Annotated in this window: 9 protein-coding genes; 5 read left to right on the top strand and 4 right to left on the bottom strand. The window is 62.4% G+C overall.

The genetic code is table 11. The features are described 5' to 3' along the window. The 4 genes from hydA to PTE30175_RS06665 all read left to right on the top strand — a co-directional run bounded on the left by hydA (position 1) and on the right by PTE30175_RS06665 (position 3,357). Positions 1-1,434, top strand: coding sequence for a dihydropyrimidinase (hydA, locus tag PTE30175_RS06680; protein WP_150696273.1), 1,434 nt, complete (start codon positions 1-3; stop codon positions 1,432-1,434). Between the two features lie 21 nt (positions 1,435-1,455). Then, complete coding sequence (locus PTE30175_RS06675; RefSeq protein WP_150696272.1) at positions 1,456-2,193, top strand: aspartate/glutamate racemase family protein; 738 nt, start codon at positions 1,456-1,458, stop codon at positions 2,191-2,193. A gap of 70 nt (positions 2,194-2,263) precedes the next feature. Continuing rightward, on the top strand, positions 2,264-3,028 hold the full coding sequence (locus PTE30175_RS06670) for a 2-keto-4-pentenoate hydratase (RefSeq protein ID WP_224788627.1): 765 nt from the start codon (positions 2,264-2,266) through the stop codon (positions 3,026-3,028). Positions 3,029-3,090: 62 nt separating this feature from the next. Next, a complete protein-coding gene (locus PTE30175_RS06665; protein ID WP_150696271.1) occupies positions 3,091-3,357 on the top strand; it encodes a type II toxin-antitoxin system Phd/YefM family antitoxin in 267 nt (88 codons plus the stop codon). Positions 3,358-3,400: 43 nt separating this feature from the next. Here PTE30175_RS06665 and PTE30175_RS06660 read toward each other — a convergent pair whose 3' ends face one another. Continuing rightward, complete coding sequence (locus PTE30175_RS06660; RefSeq protein ID WP_150696270.1) at positions 3,401-4,606, bottom strand: Fic family protein; 1,206 nt, start codon at positions 4,604-4,606, stop codon at positions 3,401-3,403. A gap of 406 nt (positions 4,607-5,012) precedes the next feature. Between PTE30175_RS06660 and uvrA the strand changes: the two genes are divergently transcribed. Further along, positions 5,013-10,946, top strand: coding sequence for an excinuclease ABC subunit UvrA (uvrA, locus tag PTE30175_RS06655; RefSeq protein WP_191628874.1), 5,934 nt, complete (start codon positions 5,013-5,015; stop codon positions 10,944-10,946). A gap of 38 nt (positions 10,947-10,984) precedes the next feature. On the opposite strand, the gene PTE30175_RS06650 is transcribed toward uvrA, so the two are convergent. Genes PTE30175_RS06650 through PTE30175_RS06640 form a run of 3 tightly spaced genes read right to left on the bottom strand, consistent with a single transcriptional unit; the run spans position 10,985 to position 16,696 of the window. Next, positions 10,985-14,026, bottom strand: a complete 3,042-nt coding sequence (locus PTE30175_RS06650) for an efflux RND transporter permease subunit (protein WP_150696269.1) — start codon at positions 14,024-14,026, stop codon at positions 10,985-10,987. 10 nt (positions 14,027-14,036) lie between these two features. After that, positions 14,037-15,188, bottom strand: a complete 1,152-nt coding sequence (locus PTE30175_RS06645) for an efflux RND transporter periplasmic adaptor subunit (protein ID WP_150696268.1) — start codon at positions 15,186-15,188, stop codon at positions 14,037-14,039. Continuing rightward, a complete protein-coding gene (locus tag PTE30175_RS06640; protein WP_150696267.1) occupies positions 15,185-16,696 on the bottom strand; it encodes an efflux transporter outer membrane subunit in 1,512 nt (503 codons plus the stop codon). The genes PTE30175_RS06645 and PTE30175_RS06640 overlap by 4 nt, the downstream gene beginning before the upstream one ends. Positions 16,697-16,896 lie beyond the last annotated feature (200 nt).

The following is a 16,896-nucleotide window of genomic DNA, read 5'->3' as shown; positions in this document are numbered from 1 at the left end:
ATGAGCGCCCTTGACTCTCGTGAAGCACCGTTCGATCTGGTGATCCGCAACGCCGACGTGGCGACCGCGTCGGACCGATTCCACAGCGATATCGGCGTGAAAGACGGCGTGATCGTCGCGCTCGGCCGCAACCTGCCTGCCGCGCCGCGTGAGATTGATGCGACCGGCTTGCTGGCGTTGCCGGGCGGGGTCGACGGGCATGTTCACCTCGACCAGCCGATGCCGGACGGCATGCGCATGGCCGACGACTTCTACACGGGTACGCGTGCGGCGGTTTGCGGTGGCACGACGACCGTGATCCCGTTCGCGGCACAGGTCAAGGGCGGCTCGTTGCGCGATGCGGTGTCGGATTATCACCGTCGGGCCGAGGGCAAGGCGGTTGTGGATTACGGGTTCCATTTGATCGTGGCGGACCCGACGCCGAAAGTGCTCGCGGAAGAGTTGCCGCAGCTGATCAGCGAAGGCTATACGTCCTTCAAGATCTACATGACGTACGACGATCTCAAGCTGTCCGATCGCGAGATTCTTGAAGTGTTGTCGGTTGCGCGTGAGCATCAGGCGCTGGTGATGGTGCACGCGGAGAATTCCGACTGCATCGCCTGGCTGACGGACAAGTTGGTGGGGCAGGGCCGCATTGCGCCGAAGTTTCACGGGTTGGCACGCCCGGCGGCGGTCGAGCGCGAAGCCACGCACCGCGCGATTACGTTTTCCGAGCTGGTCGATGTGCCGATCCTGATCGTGCACGTCTCGGGCAAGGAAGCGATCAGCCAGATTCGTTGGGCGCAGGGTCGCGGTTTGCCGATCCTTGCGGAAACGTGTCCGCAGTATCTGTATCTGACGGCTGACGATCTCGGCCGTCCGGGCGACGACGGCTACGAGGGCGCGAAATGCGTGTGCAGCCCGCCGCCGCGTGATGCGGATAACCAGGATGCCGTGTGGCGCGCGCTGAAGCAGGGCGTGTTCTCCGTCTTCTCGTCGGATCATGCCCCGTTCAATTACGACGACCCGGAAGGCAAGAAGCTTGGCGGCAAGGCGCAGTCGTTTGACCATATTCCGAACGGGATTCCGGGTATTGAGACGCGTATGCCGTTGCTGTTCGACGGTGTGCGTCGCGGCAAGCTGTCGTTGCATCAGTTCGTCGAGTTGACGTCGTATCGTCCGGCGCAGCTGTACGGTCTGTATCCGCGCAAGGGCACGATCGCCATTGGTGCGGACGCGGATATCGTGCTGTGGAATCCCGAGGCGCGCGTGAAGATCAACAACGACGCGCTTCACCACGCGGTCGATTACACGCCGTATGAAGGTATCGAAGTGACGGGCTGGCCGGTGCATTGCCTCTCGCGCGGCGAGTTGCTGGTGTCGCATGGGCGCTACCTCGACCCGGAACCGGGCCGCGGACGCTTCCTGCCTGCCGGCGCGCCGTCATTGGTTTGACGATCGGATAAGGAGATTTTTATGCGACTTCTCGTCGTCAATCCCAATATTTCGACCAGCGTCACGGCGTTGATCGAGGCTGAAGCGCGACGTGCGGCGTCGCCGTCAACGGAACTTACGTTCGCGACTGCGCAGTTTGGCGTGGCGTATATTGAAACGCGCTTCGAAGCGTTGATGGGCGGCTATGCGACGGCGTGCGCCGCAGCTGAACATCAAGGCAATTTCGACGGACTGGTTGTCGCCGCGTTTGGTGACCCCGGGCTCGGTGGGCTGAAGGAATTGTTTGACGTCCCGGTCGTCGGGATGACGGAGGCGGCGCTCGCCAGCGCATGTCTGCTGGGCGCACGATTCTCGGTCATCGCGATCTCGCACCGGATCACCACGTGGTATCGCGAGTGCATCGATGCGAACGGTTTGTCGTCGCGGCTCGCGAGCATTCGTTGCTTGACGTCGCCGTTGCGCGATATCGGCACGGTGCAGGAAGACCATGCTGATCGTCTGATTGAACTGAGTCAGCTGGCGGTGGAGCAGGATGGCGCTGACGTGATCATCGTCGCCGGCGCTCCGTTGGCGGGGTTGGCGCGCAGTTTGCGTGACCGGATCCCGGTGCCGGTGGTGGATGGCGTATCCAGCGCGGTCCGTCATTGTGAATCGCTGATTGCATTGCAGCCTGGCAGCGCACGCGCCGGAAGTTGCCAACGTCCGCCGCGCAAGCCGTACGCCGGTCTGCCGCCCGCGCTCGGCAAGCTCCTCGACTGAGCGACATCCGAAGGCCGTCGCAGCATCAACGCGACGGCCTTGTCTGCACATTTCCCGAATGGTGGTTTGAATGAACGTGAGCGAAACCGACATGCTCAGCAGAAAACTCGCGCACGCGCGCAGCGCAATTACGCGCATCGATACGCTTGCCGATGGCCTGGTCCCGGTCAACGATATGGCGGCATACGTCGTGCAGCGAGAAATCTGCCGGTTCTCCAATGTCGCGATCGGCGGTTGGAAGGTCGGGCGTGTAGGGAATACGGAGGACGTGCAAGGCGGGGTTCTGCCGAGCGAAGGCATTCATCCGTCGGGCGTACAGTTGCGTGCCAATCACTTCCCGCCGTTGGGGTTGGAGCTTGAAATCGCGTTTCGCTTCGGCCGGGCGTTCGAGCCGCGCGATGCGGCGTATACGGATGATGAGGTGCTTTCGAGCATTGCCGAAATGGCGCCGACGATTGAGATTGTCGCGAGCCGGTTTGCGCAATGGCCTGACATCGATCGGCGTGCGCAGCTTGCGGATTTGTACAACCATGGCGCGCTCGTGGTGGGTGATTACGTTCCGTATCGCGAGGATTTCCCGTTCGTTACGCCGATCATGCGTCTGGAATTCGATGGAAAGGATGTACTCGAAGCCGCACCGACGCACCCCGCCGGCGATCCGCGCACGCTCCTGACGTGGATCGTGAACCATTGCACGCAGTTTCACCGAATCGCGCTTACGCCGGAAATGCCTGTTACGACGGGTTCGTACACGGGCATGTATTTCCCCGGTGGAATGGGAATGGCGACAGCAACGATTGACGGCATCGGGCCCGTCGCCGTGACGCTTGATTAACAGAGCGTGTCTGAAAATACCTGCGATACTGGTCGAGGTTAAAGGGTAACTGGACCTCAATCGTGCGCACCATTCGTCTCGCTGATGCTCAGAAAAATCTCAAGGCAGTCATTGATCAAACAGTCGATGACGCGGACGTTACGCTGATCACTCGCCCTGGTGCGCCCAATGCCGTCATTATGTCGCAAGCGCATTACGATAGCCTAAAGGAAACCCTTTACCTGCTTCGTTCCCCGGCAAACGCATTCCGGTTGGTGCGCTCCATCGAGCAATTGCGTCGGAGCGATGCAAACCCGCAGAGTTTAGTTGCGGGATTCCCCCATCCGTGAATCGCTGAACACGCGTAAAGCGCCGACGCTTCGCATGGCTGCCTCATTGCTCGGAGTCCACTTCTGGCCACAGTTTCGGGAATAGAAATCTCAAGCTTTTTAAAGGGAGTTCGAAGGAAAGGTCGTCCCGATGCGAGTCGGAGTGGAGAATCCCGAAGTCCAGCAGGCTTCGCGTGATGCGCCGCGTTGTGGCGTCGCTTTCCCCGAGAATCTGACCGAACTCGGCTCGGGATAGCGGTCGCGTCTGGGCGATGAACTCCAACGCTAGCGCCGACTTTTCTGGTTTGATAACCGATTTTTCAGACCCGATGTGCCATGGATGCGCGTCGAGGTAACTGAGCAGGTCGCGAAGGCGAGTACGAAAGTCGCCAAATGCCATCATCTTCAGCATGAAGTTCACCTGATCCAGACAGCAGTCCAGGAAATAGTGGATGAACTTGACGAGTTCGTCTTGAGACAGGTTGCCTCTGCCGTCCAGGTCGTTGCGCCGCCTTTGGTCGGCCGCCGACAGGCGAACGTAATACTCTTCGTGCGTGCGGGCAAATCCTCTGAGCGGTGACCAAAGACCGTCTGTTAGTCCAGAAGCATGAAGGGTCAGGTGCGAGTGCAGGCGACAGACGCGACCGTTGCCGTCGATGAAGGGGTGGAGCCAAGCCAGCCGATGGTGCGAGCAAGCCGTCGCAATCAATTGATGCTCAAAGCCTTTGATGCGCTTGTAGCGTTTACTCCATTCTTCCAGGACGGGCGGTATCAGGTCGACCGGCGGGGCCATGTGTCTGCCAACGCTGAGGTCCTTCTCCCTGAATTCGCCTGGACGAATGAGTTCATCGTCGGTCGTAAGTCGAAACGCGTCCGGCAGCGCTTCAAAGAATAGTCTGTGGATGGTTCGCACCTTCGCCGGGTCGAACATCTCGCTGGTCGTGACGTCTCGCCACTCCGTCTCCAACCGCTCTTCGGCCAGGATGTGGGCGGTTGCCATCAATTGTTTCTTATATTCTTCTGTGTCTGCCGAGTACTCTCGCTTCAACGCCTGTTCGATTTTGGCCGGAGTCGTATTTTGACCCTCAATCTTGTTGGTGTAGTACGAGTTCATGCTTCGTAGCAACGGGACTAGGGCGGTGGCCACCGGCCCCTTGCTTTCGGTGAGCAACTTTCGCGCCTTTCCTGTCAGTTCGGTCGCTTTCTCGAGCGGGCCGTCGAGCACACGATCTTCAGGAAAGAGGGGTTGGATGGATGTGACGTCAGTCATCGGATATGCCCAGTGTGAAGGCCCATCTCCAAAAGACTCTCATCCACCCGTCCCTGTAGGGGTATCTGGTTGGAACGATGTAGGGTTATCTGGTTGGGGAAAATCTGCGGTAAACCATTGCACAGTATAGCTTCATCGAATTTCGTGTGTGGATCGATGTAGGGTTGAATGGGCGGTTTCGCGAGCGGATTTCCGAGGGCAATTGTCTTGCGCCAATGCCCGCTTTGCGCATTGTCAGACTCCAAGTGTACTGTACGAATATACAGTACAATGCGCGTATCAACGCATCTGACGGACCACCGTCGGACTGGTCTGATACAGTATTTGATTGCCTGAGCGCCAAATCGCACCAAGGCTGCTCGACTCCCTACCTACCGCTGCAAGAGCAACCTGATTGGTTAAACAATTGGATAACTCGTCCCATCCCAACAACGCCATCCGCATTCGCGGCGCGCGTCAGCACAATCTCAAGAATCTCGACCTCGACCTGCAAACCGGTGAAATGACGGTCGTGACCGGCCCGTCCGGCTCAGGAAAATCCAGCCTGGTGTTCGATACGCTGTTCGCGGAGGGCCAGCGGCGTTATGTCGAGACATTCAGCGCCTACGCCCGGCAGTTCCTCGACCGCATGGACCGTCCGCAGGTCGATCATGTCGAGGGTGTGCCCCCGGCGATTGCCATTGATCAGACCAACCCGGTGCGCAGCTCGCGTTCGACCGTCGGCACGATGACGGAACTGAACGACCATCTGAAGCTGCTGTACGCGCGCGCCGCCGCGTTGTTCGACCGCAAGACCGCGCTTCCGGTGCGTCACGACACGCCGGAGACGATCTATGCGGAACTGATGGACCGGTCCGCCGCCGCCGGAGATCCGCGGCTCGTCGTCACCTTCCCGGTAGAGCTTCCCGGCACCGTCACGCCGGACGAAGTGCAGCAATGGCTGTCCGCCAGCGGTTACACACGCGTACAAGCCGAACGCGAACTCCCTTCGGAAACCGGCACGCGCAAGGTGCTCGATGTCGTTGCCGACCGGTTCCGTCTGCAAGGCACCGAAAAGGCGCGTGCGATGGAGGCGATCGAGTCGTCGCTCAAGCGCGGGCGCGGGCGCGTGAACGTTTACGTCCTGGCGGAAGAAGGCGAGCCGGACATCTGGCGCTTCTCGCAGGACCTGCATTGCCCCGACAGCGATCTGCATTACGCCGAGCCGCAGCCGGCGCTGTTCTCGTTCAACTCGGCGTATGGCGCGTGTGAAACGTGCCGCGGTTTCGGCCGCGTGATCGGCGTCGATCTCGGTCTGGTGATCCCGGACGAACGCAAGACGCTGCGCGGCGGCGCGATCAAGACGATCCAGACGCCCGCATGGAAAGAGATTCAGGATGACCTGCTCGAATACGCGGGCAAGGCCGGCATCCCGCGCGATACGCCGTGGTCGAAGTTGACGCCGGCGCAGCGCGAATGGGTCATCGAAGGCACGCCCGATTGGGGCGGCGAATGGACCAAGCAGTGGTACGGCATCCGCCGGTTCTTCGGCTACCTGGAGACGAAGGCGTACAAGATGCACATCCGCGTGCTGCTGTCGAAATACCGCAGCTATACGCCGTGCGACGCCTGCGGCGGCGCTCGTCTCAAGACGGAAGGCCTGCTGTGGCGTCTCGGCACGAAGGAAGGCGCCGATGCGGTGCTGCCGCCGGAACAGCGCTTCATGCCGCGCGGTGTCGATTGGACGCGCGAGCAATTGGAGGCGTTGCCCGGTCTTACCGTGCACGACCTGATGCTGATGCCGATCACGCGCATCCGCCGCTTCTTCGATGAGCTGACGTTCCCAAGCAGCCTGCTCGACGATGCGCTCAAGCTGTTGCAGGACGAAGTACGCACGCGGCTCAAGTATCTGTGCGATGTAGGACTCGGTTACCTCACGCTCGATCGCCAAAGCCGCACGCTGTCCGGCGGCGAAGTGCAGCGGATCAACCTGACGACCGCGCTGGGCACTTCGCTCGTGAACACCCTGTTCGTGCTCGACGAGCCGAGCATCGGCCTGCATCCGCGCGACATGAACCGCATCGTTGCGGCGATGCACAGGCTGCGCGACGCCGGCAATACGCTGGTGGTCGTGGAGCACGATCCCGCAGTCATGCTCGCCGCCGATCGACTGATCGACATGGGCCCAGGCCCCGGGGAACGCGGCGGGCAGATTGTGTTCGACGGTACCCCCGACGAAGTACGCAGCGCCGATACGTTGACCGGCAGCTACCTCGGCGGCCGCAAGCATGTCGCGGGTATCGCGACCTGGCGGCGCCGTCCGGTTGATGCGCAGACGCCGCGCCTCGTGCTGGAAGGCGTGCGCGAGCATAATCTGCAGAACGTTACCGTTGAATTCCCGCTGCAACGTCTGGTCAGCGTGACGGGTGTATCGGGCTCCGGTAAATCAACGCTGGTGCAGGATGTCTTGCATCCGGCGCTCGCGCGTCATTTCGGGAATCCGACCGAAGCGCCCGGCGCGCATGACAGCCTGAGCGGCGCAGAGCAATTGAGCGCCGTCGTGTTCGTCGACCAGTCGCCAATCGGCAAGACGGCGCGCTCGAACCCGTCAAGTTACGTTGGCGCGTTCGACGAGATCCGCAAGCTGTTCGCGCAGGCGCCACTCGCACAGCAACGCGACTACAACGCGAGCATGTTCAGCTTCAACGCCGGCAATGGGCGCTGCCCGACTTGCGGCGGCTCCGGTTTCGAGCATGTCGAGATGCAGTTCCTGAGCGACGTCTATCTGCGTTGCCCGGATTGCGACGGCCGCCGGTACCGCGCCGAAATCCTCGATGTGAAGATCAGTCGCGCCATGCCCGGCGAACCGCTGCGCGAATTGAGCGTGGCGGATGTGCTGGAGCTGACCGTGACCGAAGCGGTCGCGTTGTTCGCGAAGGATCGCGAAGTGGTGCGTACGCTGCAGCCGATTGTCGATGTCGGGCTTGAGTATGTGAAGCTGGGTCAGCCGGTGCCGACATTGTCCGGCGGCGAGGCGCAGCGTTTGAAACTGGCCGGACATCTTGCGGAGACGGCGCAGAGTGCGTCCGCCAGCAAGCAGCCGGTGGCGCAACGCGGCCGCTTGTTCATCTTCGATGAGCCGACGACCGGCTTGCACTTCGACGACATCGCGAAGCTGATGCGTGCGTTCGGCAAGCTGCTGGACCGCGGGAATTCGTTGCTCGTCATCGAACACAATCTGGATGTCATCCGTGCGGCGGATTGGCTGATCGATCTCGGCCCGGAAGGCGGCGAGGGTGGCGGTGAAGTGCTGTGCGCAGGCACCATCGAGCAAGTGATCGCCTGCCCGGGATCGTTTACCGGACAAGCGTTGGCCGAGTATGAGGGCACGTTTGGTGGGCCGATCACGCAGGTCAGGGAAGCGGATCACGGCGTGCCGTTGCAAAAGGCGTTGCAGGCTGCCCGCGCACGGCGCGCGCAGCAAGGCGACAACTCGATTCGTATCGTCAATGCACGCGAGCACAATCTCAAGTCGCTCGATGTCGATATTCCGCGCGGCAAGTTCAGCGTGATTACCGGTGTCTCCGGGTCCGGCAAATCGACGCTCGCGTTCGACATTCTGTTTAACGAAGGTCAGCGTCGCTATCTGGAATCGCTCAACGCCTATGCGCGCTCGATCGTGCAGCCGGCGGGGCGCCCGGAAGTGGATGCCGTGTACGGTATTCCGCCGACAGTGGCTATCGAACAACGACTCTCGCGCGGCGGCCGTAAAAGTACAGTCGCGACCACCACCGAGATTTGGCATTTCCTGCGATTGCTGTATGTGAAGCTCGGTATTCAGCACTGCATTCACGACGGCGCACCGGTGACGTCGCAAAGCGCGGACTCGATCGCCGCGCAATTGCTGCGGGACCACAAGGGACAGCACGTCGGTTTGCTGGCGCCGCTGGTCGTGGGCCGTAAGGGGATTTACACCGATCTCGCCAAGTGGGCAAAAGCGCGCGGTCATACGCATCTGCGCGTCGATGGCGTATTCCTGCCGGTCGATCCATGGCCGAAGCTCGACCGCTTCCGCGAGCACACGATCGAATTACCGGTGGGCGATATCGTCGTCTCGCCAGATAATGAAGCCGAACTGCGTGCATTGCTCGCCGCCGCACTCGAACACGGCAAGGGCGTGATGCACTTGCTTGCACCGCTCGACGGTCTCGGCGAAGCGATGGATAACGAGCAACCGGGTCACGGCGTGGGCAAGATCGAGGTGTTTTCGGTCAAGCGCGCGTGCCCGGTGTGCGGCACGAGCTACCCCGATCTCGATCCGCGCATGTTCTCATTCAACAGCAAACACGGCTGGTGCACGACGTGCGTTGGCACAGGCTTGGCGTTGACGAGAGAGCAGCGTGAAGCCTACGACGACACGGTGCTCACGCAAGACAACCGTGGCCGAGAACATACGATTCCATCCGATGAGCAGGAACCGGAGGGCGTCGGCGACCAACCGTGTCCCGATTGCGATGGCGCACGGCTTAATCCCGTCGCGCGCGCTGTCACGTTCGATGACAATTCCATCGCCGGCGTCGCGCGATGGACCGTTGGCGATGTCCGCCAATGGATCGAAGGTTTGCAACTCACCGGCCGCGATGCCGAGATTGCGCGCGACCTGATCAGCGAAATCCGTGGCCGCCTGGAATTCCTGGAGGAAGTGGGGCTCGGTTATCTCACGCTCGAGCGTTCCGCGCCGAGCTTGTCCGGTGGTGAAGCACAGCGCATCCGTTTGGCCGCGCAACTCGGCAGCAACTTGCAGGGCGTGTGCTACGTGCTCGATGAGCCGACGATCGGTCTGCATCCGCGCGACAACGGGATTTTGCTCGGTGCGTTGCGCAAGCTTGGCGATCAAGGCAATACGCTGGTGGTGGTCGAGCACGACGAGGATACGATCCGTCGCGCCGATCACATCATCGATATCGGCCCCGGGGCCGGCAAGCGAGGGGGTACGCTGGTGGCGCAAGGCGTAGTGGGCGATCTGGCCGCACACCCCGAATCGCTGACCGGCCAGTTCCTGGCGAACCCGCTTCAACATCCGCTCCAGCCAAGGCGTGAAGTTGTCGCGCCGGACGGTCATGAGGTCAACGGCACTGGTGCCAAGAAAGCGTCGAGCGGTGCGAAGCGCGCGAAAGCTACGGACGGTGCGAACGGTGCATCTGCGCAAGCCATGCCGGCCGAATGGCTGACGGTGCACGGCGCGACGCTACATAACCTGCAGCGCGTGACCGCCTCGATGCCGCTGTCGCGGCTGACGGCCATCACTGGCGTCAGTGGCTCCGGCAAGTCGACGCTGGCCCGCGACGTGCTGATGACGAATTTGCTCGACGCGGTCGGCCGCTCCACGCTGTCGTCTCCGGCAGAGCGTCGCGCGCGCAAGGGCACCGTGCGCCATGTCGTCAAAGCCGACGGCAAGCCGCGCGGCAGCAGCGCCACCGAGCAGGCGCCACGCAATCCCGTCATACATGCGTGGCAAGGCTGCGAATCTGTCTCCGGCTGGGAAGTCATCGATCGCGTGCTTGAAGTTGATCAAACGCCGATCGGCAAGACGCCGCGTTCGTGCCCGGCGACGTATATCGGTTTCTGGGACACAATCCGCCGGTTGTTCGCGGACACGCTCGAAGCCCGTGCACGCGGCTACTCGGCATCGCGCTTCTCGTTCAATACCGGCGAAGGCCGCTGCCCCGCGTGCGAGGGCCAAGGCGTACGCACCATCGGCATGAGCTTCCTGGCGGACGTCAAAGTGTTGTGCGACGTCTGCCATGGCCAGCGCTTCAACGCCGAGACATTGGCGGTGACATGGCGCGGCAAGAGCATTGGCGACGTGCTGACGATGGAAGTCGACGAAGCGGTCGAGTTCTTCGGGACGATGCCGAGCATCGCGCATCCGCTGCAACTGATGAAGGACGTCGGACTGGGCTATCTGACGCTGGGCCAACCGTCACCGACGCTGTCCGGTGGCGAGGCACAGCGTATCAAGCTGGTGACGGAGCTGACCAAGGTGCGCGACGACATTACGCGCCGTGGCCAGAAGGTGCCGCATACGCTCTATGTGCTCGACGAGCCGACGGTCGGTCTGCACATGGCGGACGTCGCCAAGCTGATTCGCGTGTTGCATCGTTTGGTGGACGGCGGGCACACGGTCATCGTGATCGAGCACAACCTCGACGTGATCGCCGAAGCGGATTGGGTCGTCGATCTTGGGCCGGAAGGCGGCAAGGGCGGGGGCACGATTGTCGCGGCAACATCGCCTGAGACGCTGATCACCATGCCAGCCAGTCACACGGGCATGGCGTTGAAGCCGGTGCTTGTGAAATAGCGGCGAGGCATGTGGCGTTTGCATTGCGCCACATAGATTTACCGCGTTGCATCCCGATGATGATCCGCTGCCAGGAACATATACATCGCGGGCACCACGAACAACGTGAACAGCGTACCGATCGAGAGCCCGGTGAAGATGACCAATCCCATCGCGTGCCGCCCCGCAGCGCCGGCGCCGGAGGCGAACACCAGCGGCGCGACGCCGAGCACCATCGCCGCCGTGGTCATCAGGATCGGCCGCAACCGCACGGCAGCCGCATGTTCCAGCGCCTCGCGCTTGTTCTGCCCGGCAAGCTGCAGTTGATTGGCAAACTGCACGATGAGAATCCCGTGCTTGCTGACCAGCCCCATCAGCGTCACCAGACCGACCTGGGTATAAATGTTGAGCGTGGAAAGTCCGAGGTTGATAAATATCAGCGCGCCGAACAGCGCCATCGGCACCGACACCAGAATCACCACCGGATCGCGAAAGCTCTCGAACTGCGCCGCCAATACCAGAAACACAATGATGGTCGCAAACATCAACGTGATGACGAACCCGCCAGACTCTTTCGCGAACTGCCGTGACTGCCCCGAGTAATCGATTGAATATCCCGTCGGCGCGATTTGATGGGTCATTTCGCGCAATGCGCTCAACACCTCGCCAGCAGATGCTCCAGGCACCGGCACGCCCGAAATCGTGGCGGAATTGAGTTGCTGGAAGTGGTTGATCGATTCCGGCACCACACTGGATTCGAGATGCGCCACCGTCGACGCCGGGATCACACGGCCATCCGGCGTGTTCAAGTAGTAGTCGAGAATTTGCGATGGATTCAAACGGTCGACCTGCAACACCTGCGGAATCACTTTGTAAGATCGCCCGGCGATCGAGAAGTAGTTGACATAGCCGCCCCCGAGCGCGGCGCTGAGCGTGCTGCCCACGTTCGACTGGTTCAGGCCGAGCGAAGCCACCTTGTCACGATCGACGATCAACGTGCTCTGCGGCTTGTCCAGCTTGAGGTCGGAGTCCACAAAGAAGAACATGCCGCTGTCGCGCGCCTTGGCCAAGATCGCTTGCGACACCTCGTTCAGGTTCTGAAACGGCTCCGTGGTATTGATCACGAACTGCACCGGCAGCCCTTGCGAACCGGGCAGCGACGGAAACTGGAACGCGGCCACCTGGGCCCCGGCGATGGTGTTCCATCGCTGCTGCAGCACCTGCTGCAGTTGCAGCGCGCTACGGCTGCGTTGATCCCACTGCTTGAGCAATACGCCGCCGATACCCTGATTGATCGTCGGCACGCCGGTCAACTGAAACATCTGCTCATATTCCGGCAAACCCTTCGACAGCGCGAACACCTGCTCCGCATACGTCTGCATCTGCTGGATCGTCGCGTTCGGCGGCCCTTGCAGGTGCGCCAGCACAATGCCCTGATCCTCCTGCGGCGCCAGTTCGGATTTCGACGTCATGAACAGATACACCGTGCCGGCCAGCAGAAGCGCGCCCATCACCACCAGCACCATCCACGTGTCGAGCAGGCTATGGAGCAAGCGCTGGTAGCCGTGGTGCACGCGGTCGAACTGACGGTCGATGAACTGCACGAAGCGCCCCGACTCCTGTTCCGCGCGGAAGAATTGCGAGCACATCATCGGCGATAACGTCAGCGCAACCACGCCGGAGACTGCCACCGCGCCGGCCAGCGTAAATGCGAACTCGGTGAACAATGCGCCCGTCAGCCCGCCCTGAAAACCGATGGGCACGTACACCGCGACCAGCACGACCGTCATCGCCAGAATCGGGCCGCCCAGCTCGCGTGCGGCCATCAACGACGCTTCGAGCGGAGGCTTTCCCTCTTCCTTCATATGCCGGTCGACGTTCTCCACGACGATGATGGCGTCGTCGACCACCAGCCCGATCGCGAGCACCAGCGCCAGCAAGGTCAGCAGATTGATCGAATAGCCGAGCAACAGCATCACGAAGAACGTGCCGATCAGCGACAGCGGCATGGCGATCACGGGGATGATCACCGCGCGTGCGCTGCCGAGAAACAGGAAGATCACCACCGTCACGATCAACAACGCCTCGACCAACGTCTTGATCACCTCTTTGATCGACGTGTTCACGAACGCGGTGGCGTCGTACACGATCATGCCGGTCAGCCCGGTCGGCAATTGCGACTGCACCGAGGGGAATACGTCGCGCACGCGCTTGGCCACGTCGAGCACGTTGGCATTCGGCGCCGACTTGATGCCGATGAAGACCGAGCGATTGCCGCTGAACGCCACCGTGAAATCGTAGGTATCGGCACCCAGCACCACGTTGGCGACATCTTGCAGGCGCACCAGCGAGCCCCCCTTCGACTTGACCACCAGTTGCTTGAATTCGTCGACGCTGTGCAGGTCGGTGTTGGCGGTAATGTCGACACTCACCGCCTGTCCCTTGGTCGTGCCAAGGGCCGCGAGGTAGTTGTTGTTGCCGAGGGCGTTATAGACGTCGGCGGCGGTCACGCCGTGCGCGGCCAGCCGTTGCGGATCGAGCCACGCGCGCAACGCGAATTGGCGCCCGCCGAGGATTTCGGCGGTCTGTACCCCTTCGACGGAATCGAGTTTGGGTTTGACCACGCGCAACAGGTAATCCGTCACGCTGTTGCCGGGCAGCACATCGCTGTAAAAGCCCATGTACATGGTGTCGGTGGTCTCGCCCACCTGAACCTTGATGACCGGCTGCTGTGCCTGCGGCGGCAGCTGGTTGCGCACCGAATTGATCTGCGTGGTGATTTCGGTGAGCGCCCGGTTGGCATCGTAGTTCAGCAGCAGTGTCGCGGTGATGGTCGACACGCCGCTGGTGCTGCTCGATGAGAGATAGTCGATGCCTTGTGCCTGGGCAATCGCGGCTTCCAGCGGCTGGGTAATGAACCCTGCGATTGTCGCGGCATCGGCGCCGTAGTAAGCGGTGGCAATCGTCACCACCGCGTTCTCGGTGTGCGGAAACTGACGGACCGTCAGGCTGGTCAGCGAACGCAGGCCGAGCACGAGGATCAGCAGGCTGACCACCGTGGCCAGCACCGGCCGCTTGATGAAGATGTCCGTGAAGTTCATCGCGGGCCGCTCATTGTTCCTGCGGAGACGGATTTGGCAGATCCGCCGGTTGAATCTGATTGTTGATCACCACCGGTGTGCCGTTCTTGAGCTTGAGCTGGCCGCTCGTCACCACTTGATCGCCCGCCGTCAGCCCTTTCTCGATCGACACCTGGTCGCCGCGCGTCTGGCCCACCGTGATGAACACTTGCTGGGCGACCGGCATCGCCTTTGCGCGCGCGCCCGAGGCGGCACCCGGGGCTGCCGCCGGCGCCGGCTTGACCACGAAGACGGTCGCGCCGTAGGGGTTGTAGGTGATGGCGGTCTGCGGCAGCGTCAGGTGGCGCTGGGGCGCATCAACGTCGATCTTCACCGTGGCATACATGCCCGGCAGTAGTTTGCCGTCATGATTGTCGATGAGGGCCTCGATCTGCACGTTGCGCGTGGCGGTATCCACCTTGGGATTGATCGACGTGATCTTGCCGGTGAAAGACTGGCCGCGATAGGCGTTGCTTTCGGCCGTCACCGCCTGCCCGACGGCGAGCTGCCCGATGTTCTGCTGGGGCAGATAGAAATCGGCGTAGATCGGGTCGATGGTTTGCAAGGTCACGATCGCGTCGCCCGGATTCACGTATTGGCCGGGATTGACGGTGGTGATGCCGAGCTTTCCCGCGAACGGCGCGCGAATGGTCTTCTTGTCGAGGATGGCGGCCTGTTGCGCCACCTGCGCGTTCTTGCTCTTGAGGTCGGCGGCATCGGCGTCGAGCGTCGCCTTGGCGATCACCTTGATCTCGTATTGGGCCTTGTCGCGCGTATAGACGGTCTGCGCCTGCTCGGCCGCCGCCTGCAGCACGCGCAATTGGGCAAGATCCGCGTCGGCGTTGAGCTGCACCAGCACTTGATTGGCGCGCGCGGTGCCGCCGGAGGTGAACCGAACGTCGCGTACCAGCCCGGCGATTTCGGTGGTGACATCCACGCCGCGCACCGCACGCAAGCTGCCGACTGCCGCGAGCTGCGGCTGCCAGGTCTGGAAGGCGATTTGAATCGCGCTCACCGTCGCCGGCGGCGCGGCATTGCCCGTCATGAACTTCTTGATCATCGCCGCCTTGAACAGATTGATGCCGATCAGCGCGCCGAGCAGTACGCAGACGCAGATCAGCATGATCGTCATGCGTTTCTTCATTGTTCGCTCCCGGCAGGCGCTGCGGACTTGGCCTGGGTCTTGAAGGCGGGCTTGACGTCGGGCGGTTGCGGCGCATTCCACCAGCCACCGCCGGTGGCCTGGAACAACGCGGCCGTATCGGCGTAGCGGGCCGCCTGCGCCTGTACGAGGGCGACGACAGTCTGCTGGTACTGGCGCTGGGCATCGAGCAGCGCCAGATAGCTCACGCCACCGAGTCGGTATTGTTGCTCGCTCAAGGCCAGCGAATTGCGCGCCGCGTCGGCGGCCTCGGCCTGCGCGGCCAGCGCGCGCGCGTCGTTATCGAGGGCGCGCAGGCTGTCAGCCACGTTCTGGAAGGCCAGCAGCACGGTTTGCTGGTACTGCGCCCCCGCCTGATCGTAAGCCGCCACTGCCGCGCGTTTCTGCGCGCTCAGCTGGCCGCCTCGAAAGATCGGTTGCAGCAACGCGGCGCCCAGACTCCAGACCGTGCTGCCCGAACGGAACAGCCCCGCCGGCGTCAGCGCCTGGGCGCCGTAGCTGGCCGTCAGGTTCAGTTGCGGATACATTGCCGCCGCGGCTACGCCGATTTTGGCGCTGGCCTGATGCAGCAAGGCGTCGGCCGCCAGGATGTCAGGGCGTTGCCGCACCAGTGCGCTCGGCAGGCTGACCGGCAGCGTCTGGGGCAGCGAGAAATCGGACAACTGGAACTGCGGCAATGACGTATCGCTGGGCGGTTTGCCGGCCAGCACGGCGATTTGATGGCGGGTCTGGTCGAGCGCCTGTTGTAGCGGCGGCAAGGTGGCACGAGTCTGGGCCAAGGTGGTGCGCTGGGCCAGCACCGCGGTCTGGCTCACACCGCCCAAATCGAATTGACGCGTGAGCAGCTCCAGCTGCTGCGCCTGATCGGCGGCAATCTGCTCGGTGGCAGCGATCTGCGCGCGCAGCGAGGCTTCCCTGACGCTGGCAGTGACGAGATTGGCGGTCAGCGCGAGATAGGCCGCCTGCCACTGATACTGTTGATAGTCGATTTGCGCGCGCAGGGCCTCCAGCTCACGCCGGGCGCCGCCGAACAGGTCGAGCGAGTACGAGACGTTGACCGAGGCGTTGTAGAGATTGAATTCCGTGCTACCGCTCGTCGCGCCGAACGCCAGCCCTGAGATTTTTTCGCGGGTGGCGCCGACTTGCGCGTTGATCGCCGGATAGAGGGCCGAGCCGACTTCGGCATTGAGGTTTTCGCGGGCTTGCCGCAAGGCGGCCTGCGCGGCAGCGAGATTGGGGCTGTTGGCCAGGGCTTCGCGGATCAGCGCGTCGAGCGGCGCGCAGTGAAACAGCGACCACCACTCGCCGGGAATGTCGCGGGCCACGACAAACTGCTGTGACGCGCCGGCGGTGCCCGGCATGCCGGGTGTCGATACGGTCTGGTCGGGCAACGGTTCGGGCGTGAAGCGCTCCCCCGCAGGCGGCGCGGGCGTATGGTAATCCGGGCCCACGGCGCACGCAGCCAGCGTCGCACCGACGACCGTCGCCATTGCCGCCCTCAGTACGCGCCGCCGGCATGACCGGCAGACGACGCACGCCCACGCGCCGTTCATGCGTTTGCTCCTTGGCACAGTCACCTGCCGACCGGCCTAGAGAACTCGTCCAGCCATGATAGTACAGCGTGCCGTTCTGCATCGTCGGCAGGCGCGCGCACGCTTTCGCGCCCATCGCATTCTCACAGGGTGAAACG

The organism is Pandoraea terrae, assembly GCF_902459695.1.
GTDB classification, from domain to species: Bacteria; Pseudomonadota; Gammaproteobacteria; order Burkholderiales; family Burkholderiaceae; genus Pandoraea; species Pandoraea terrae.
Note: the sequence above shows the minus strand (reverse complement) of the source record. Positions and strands in the feature narration are given on the sequence as shown.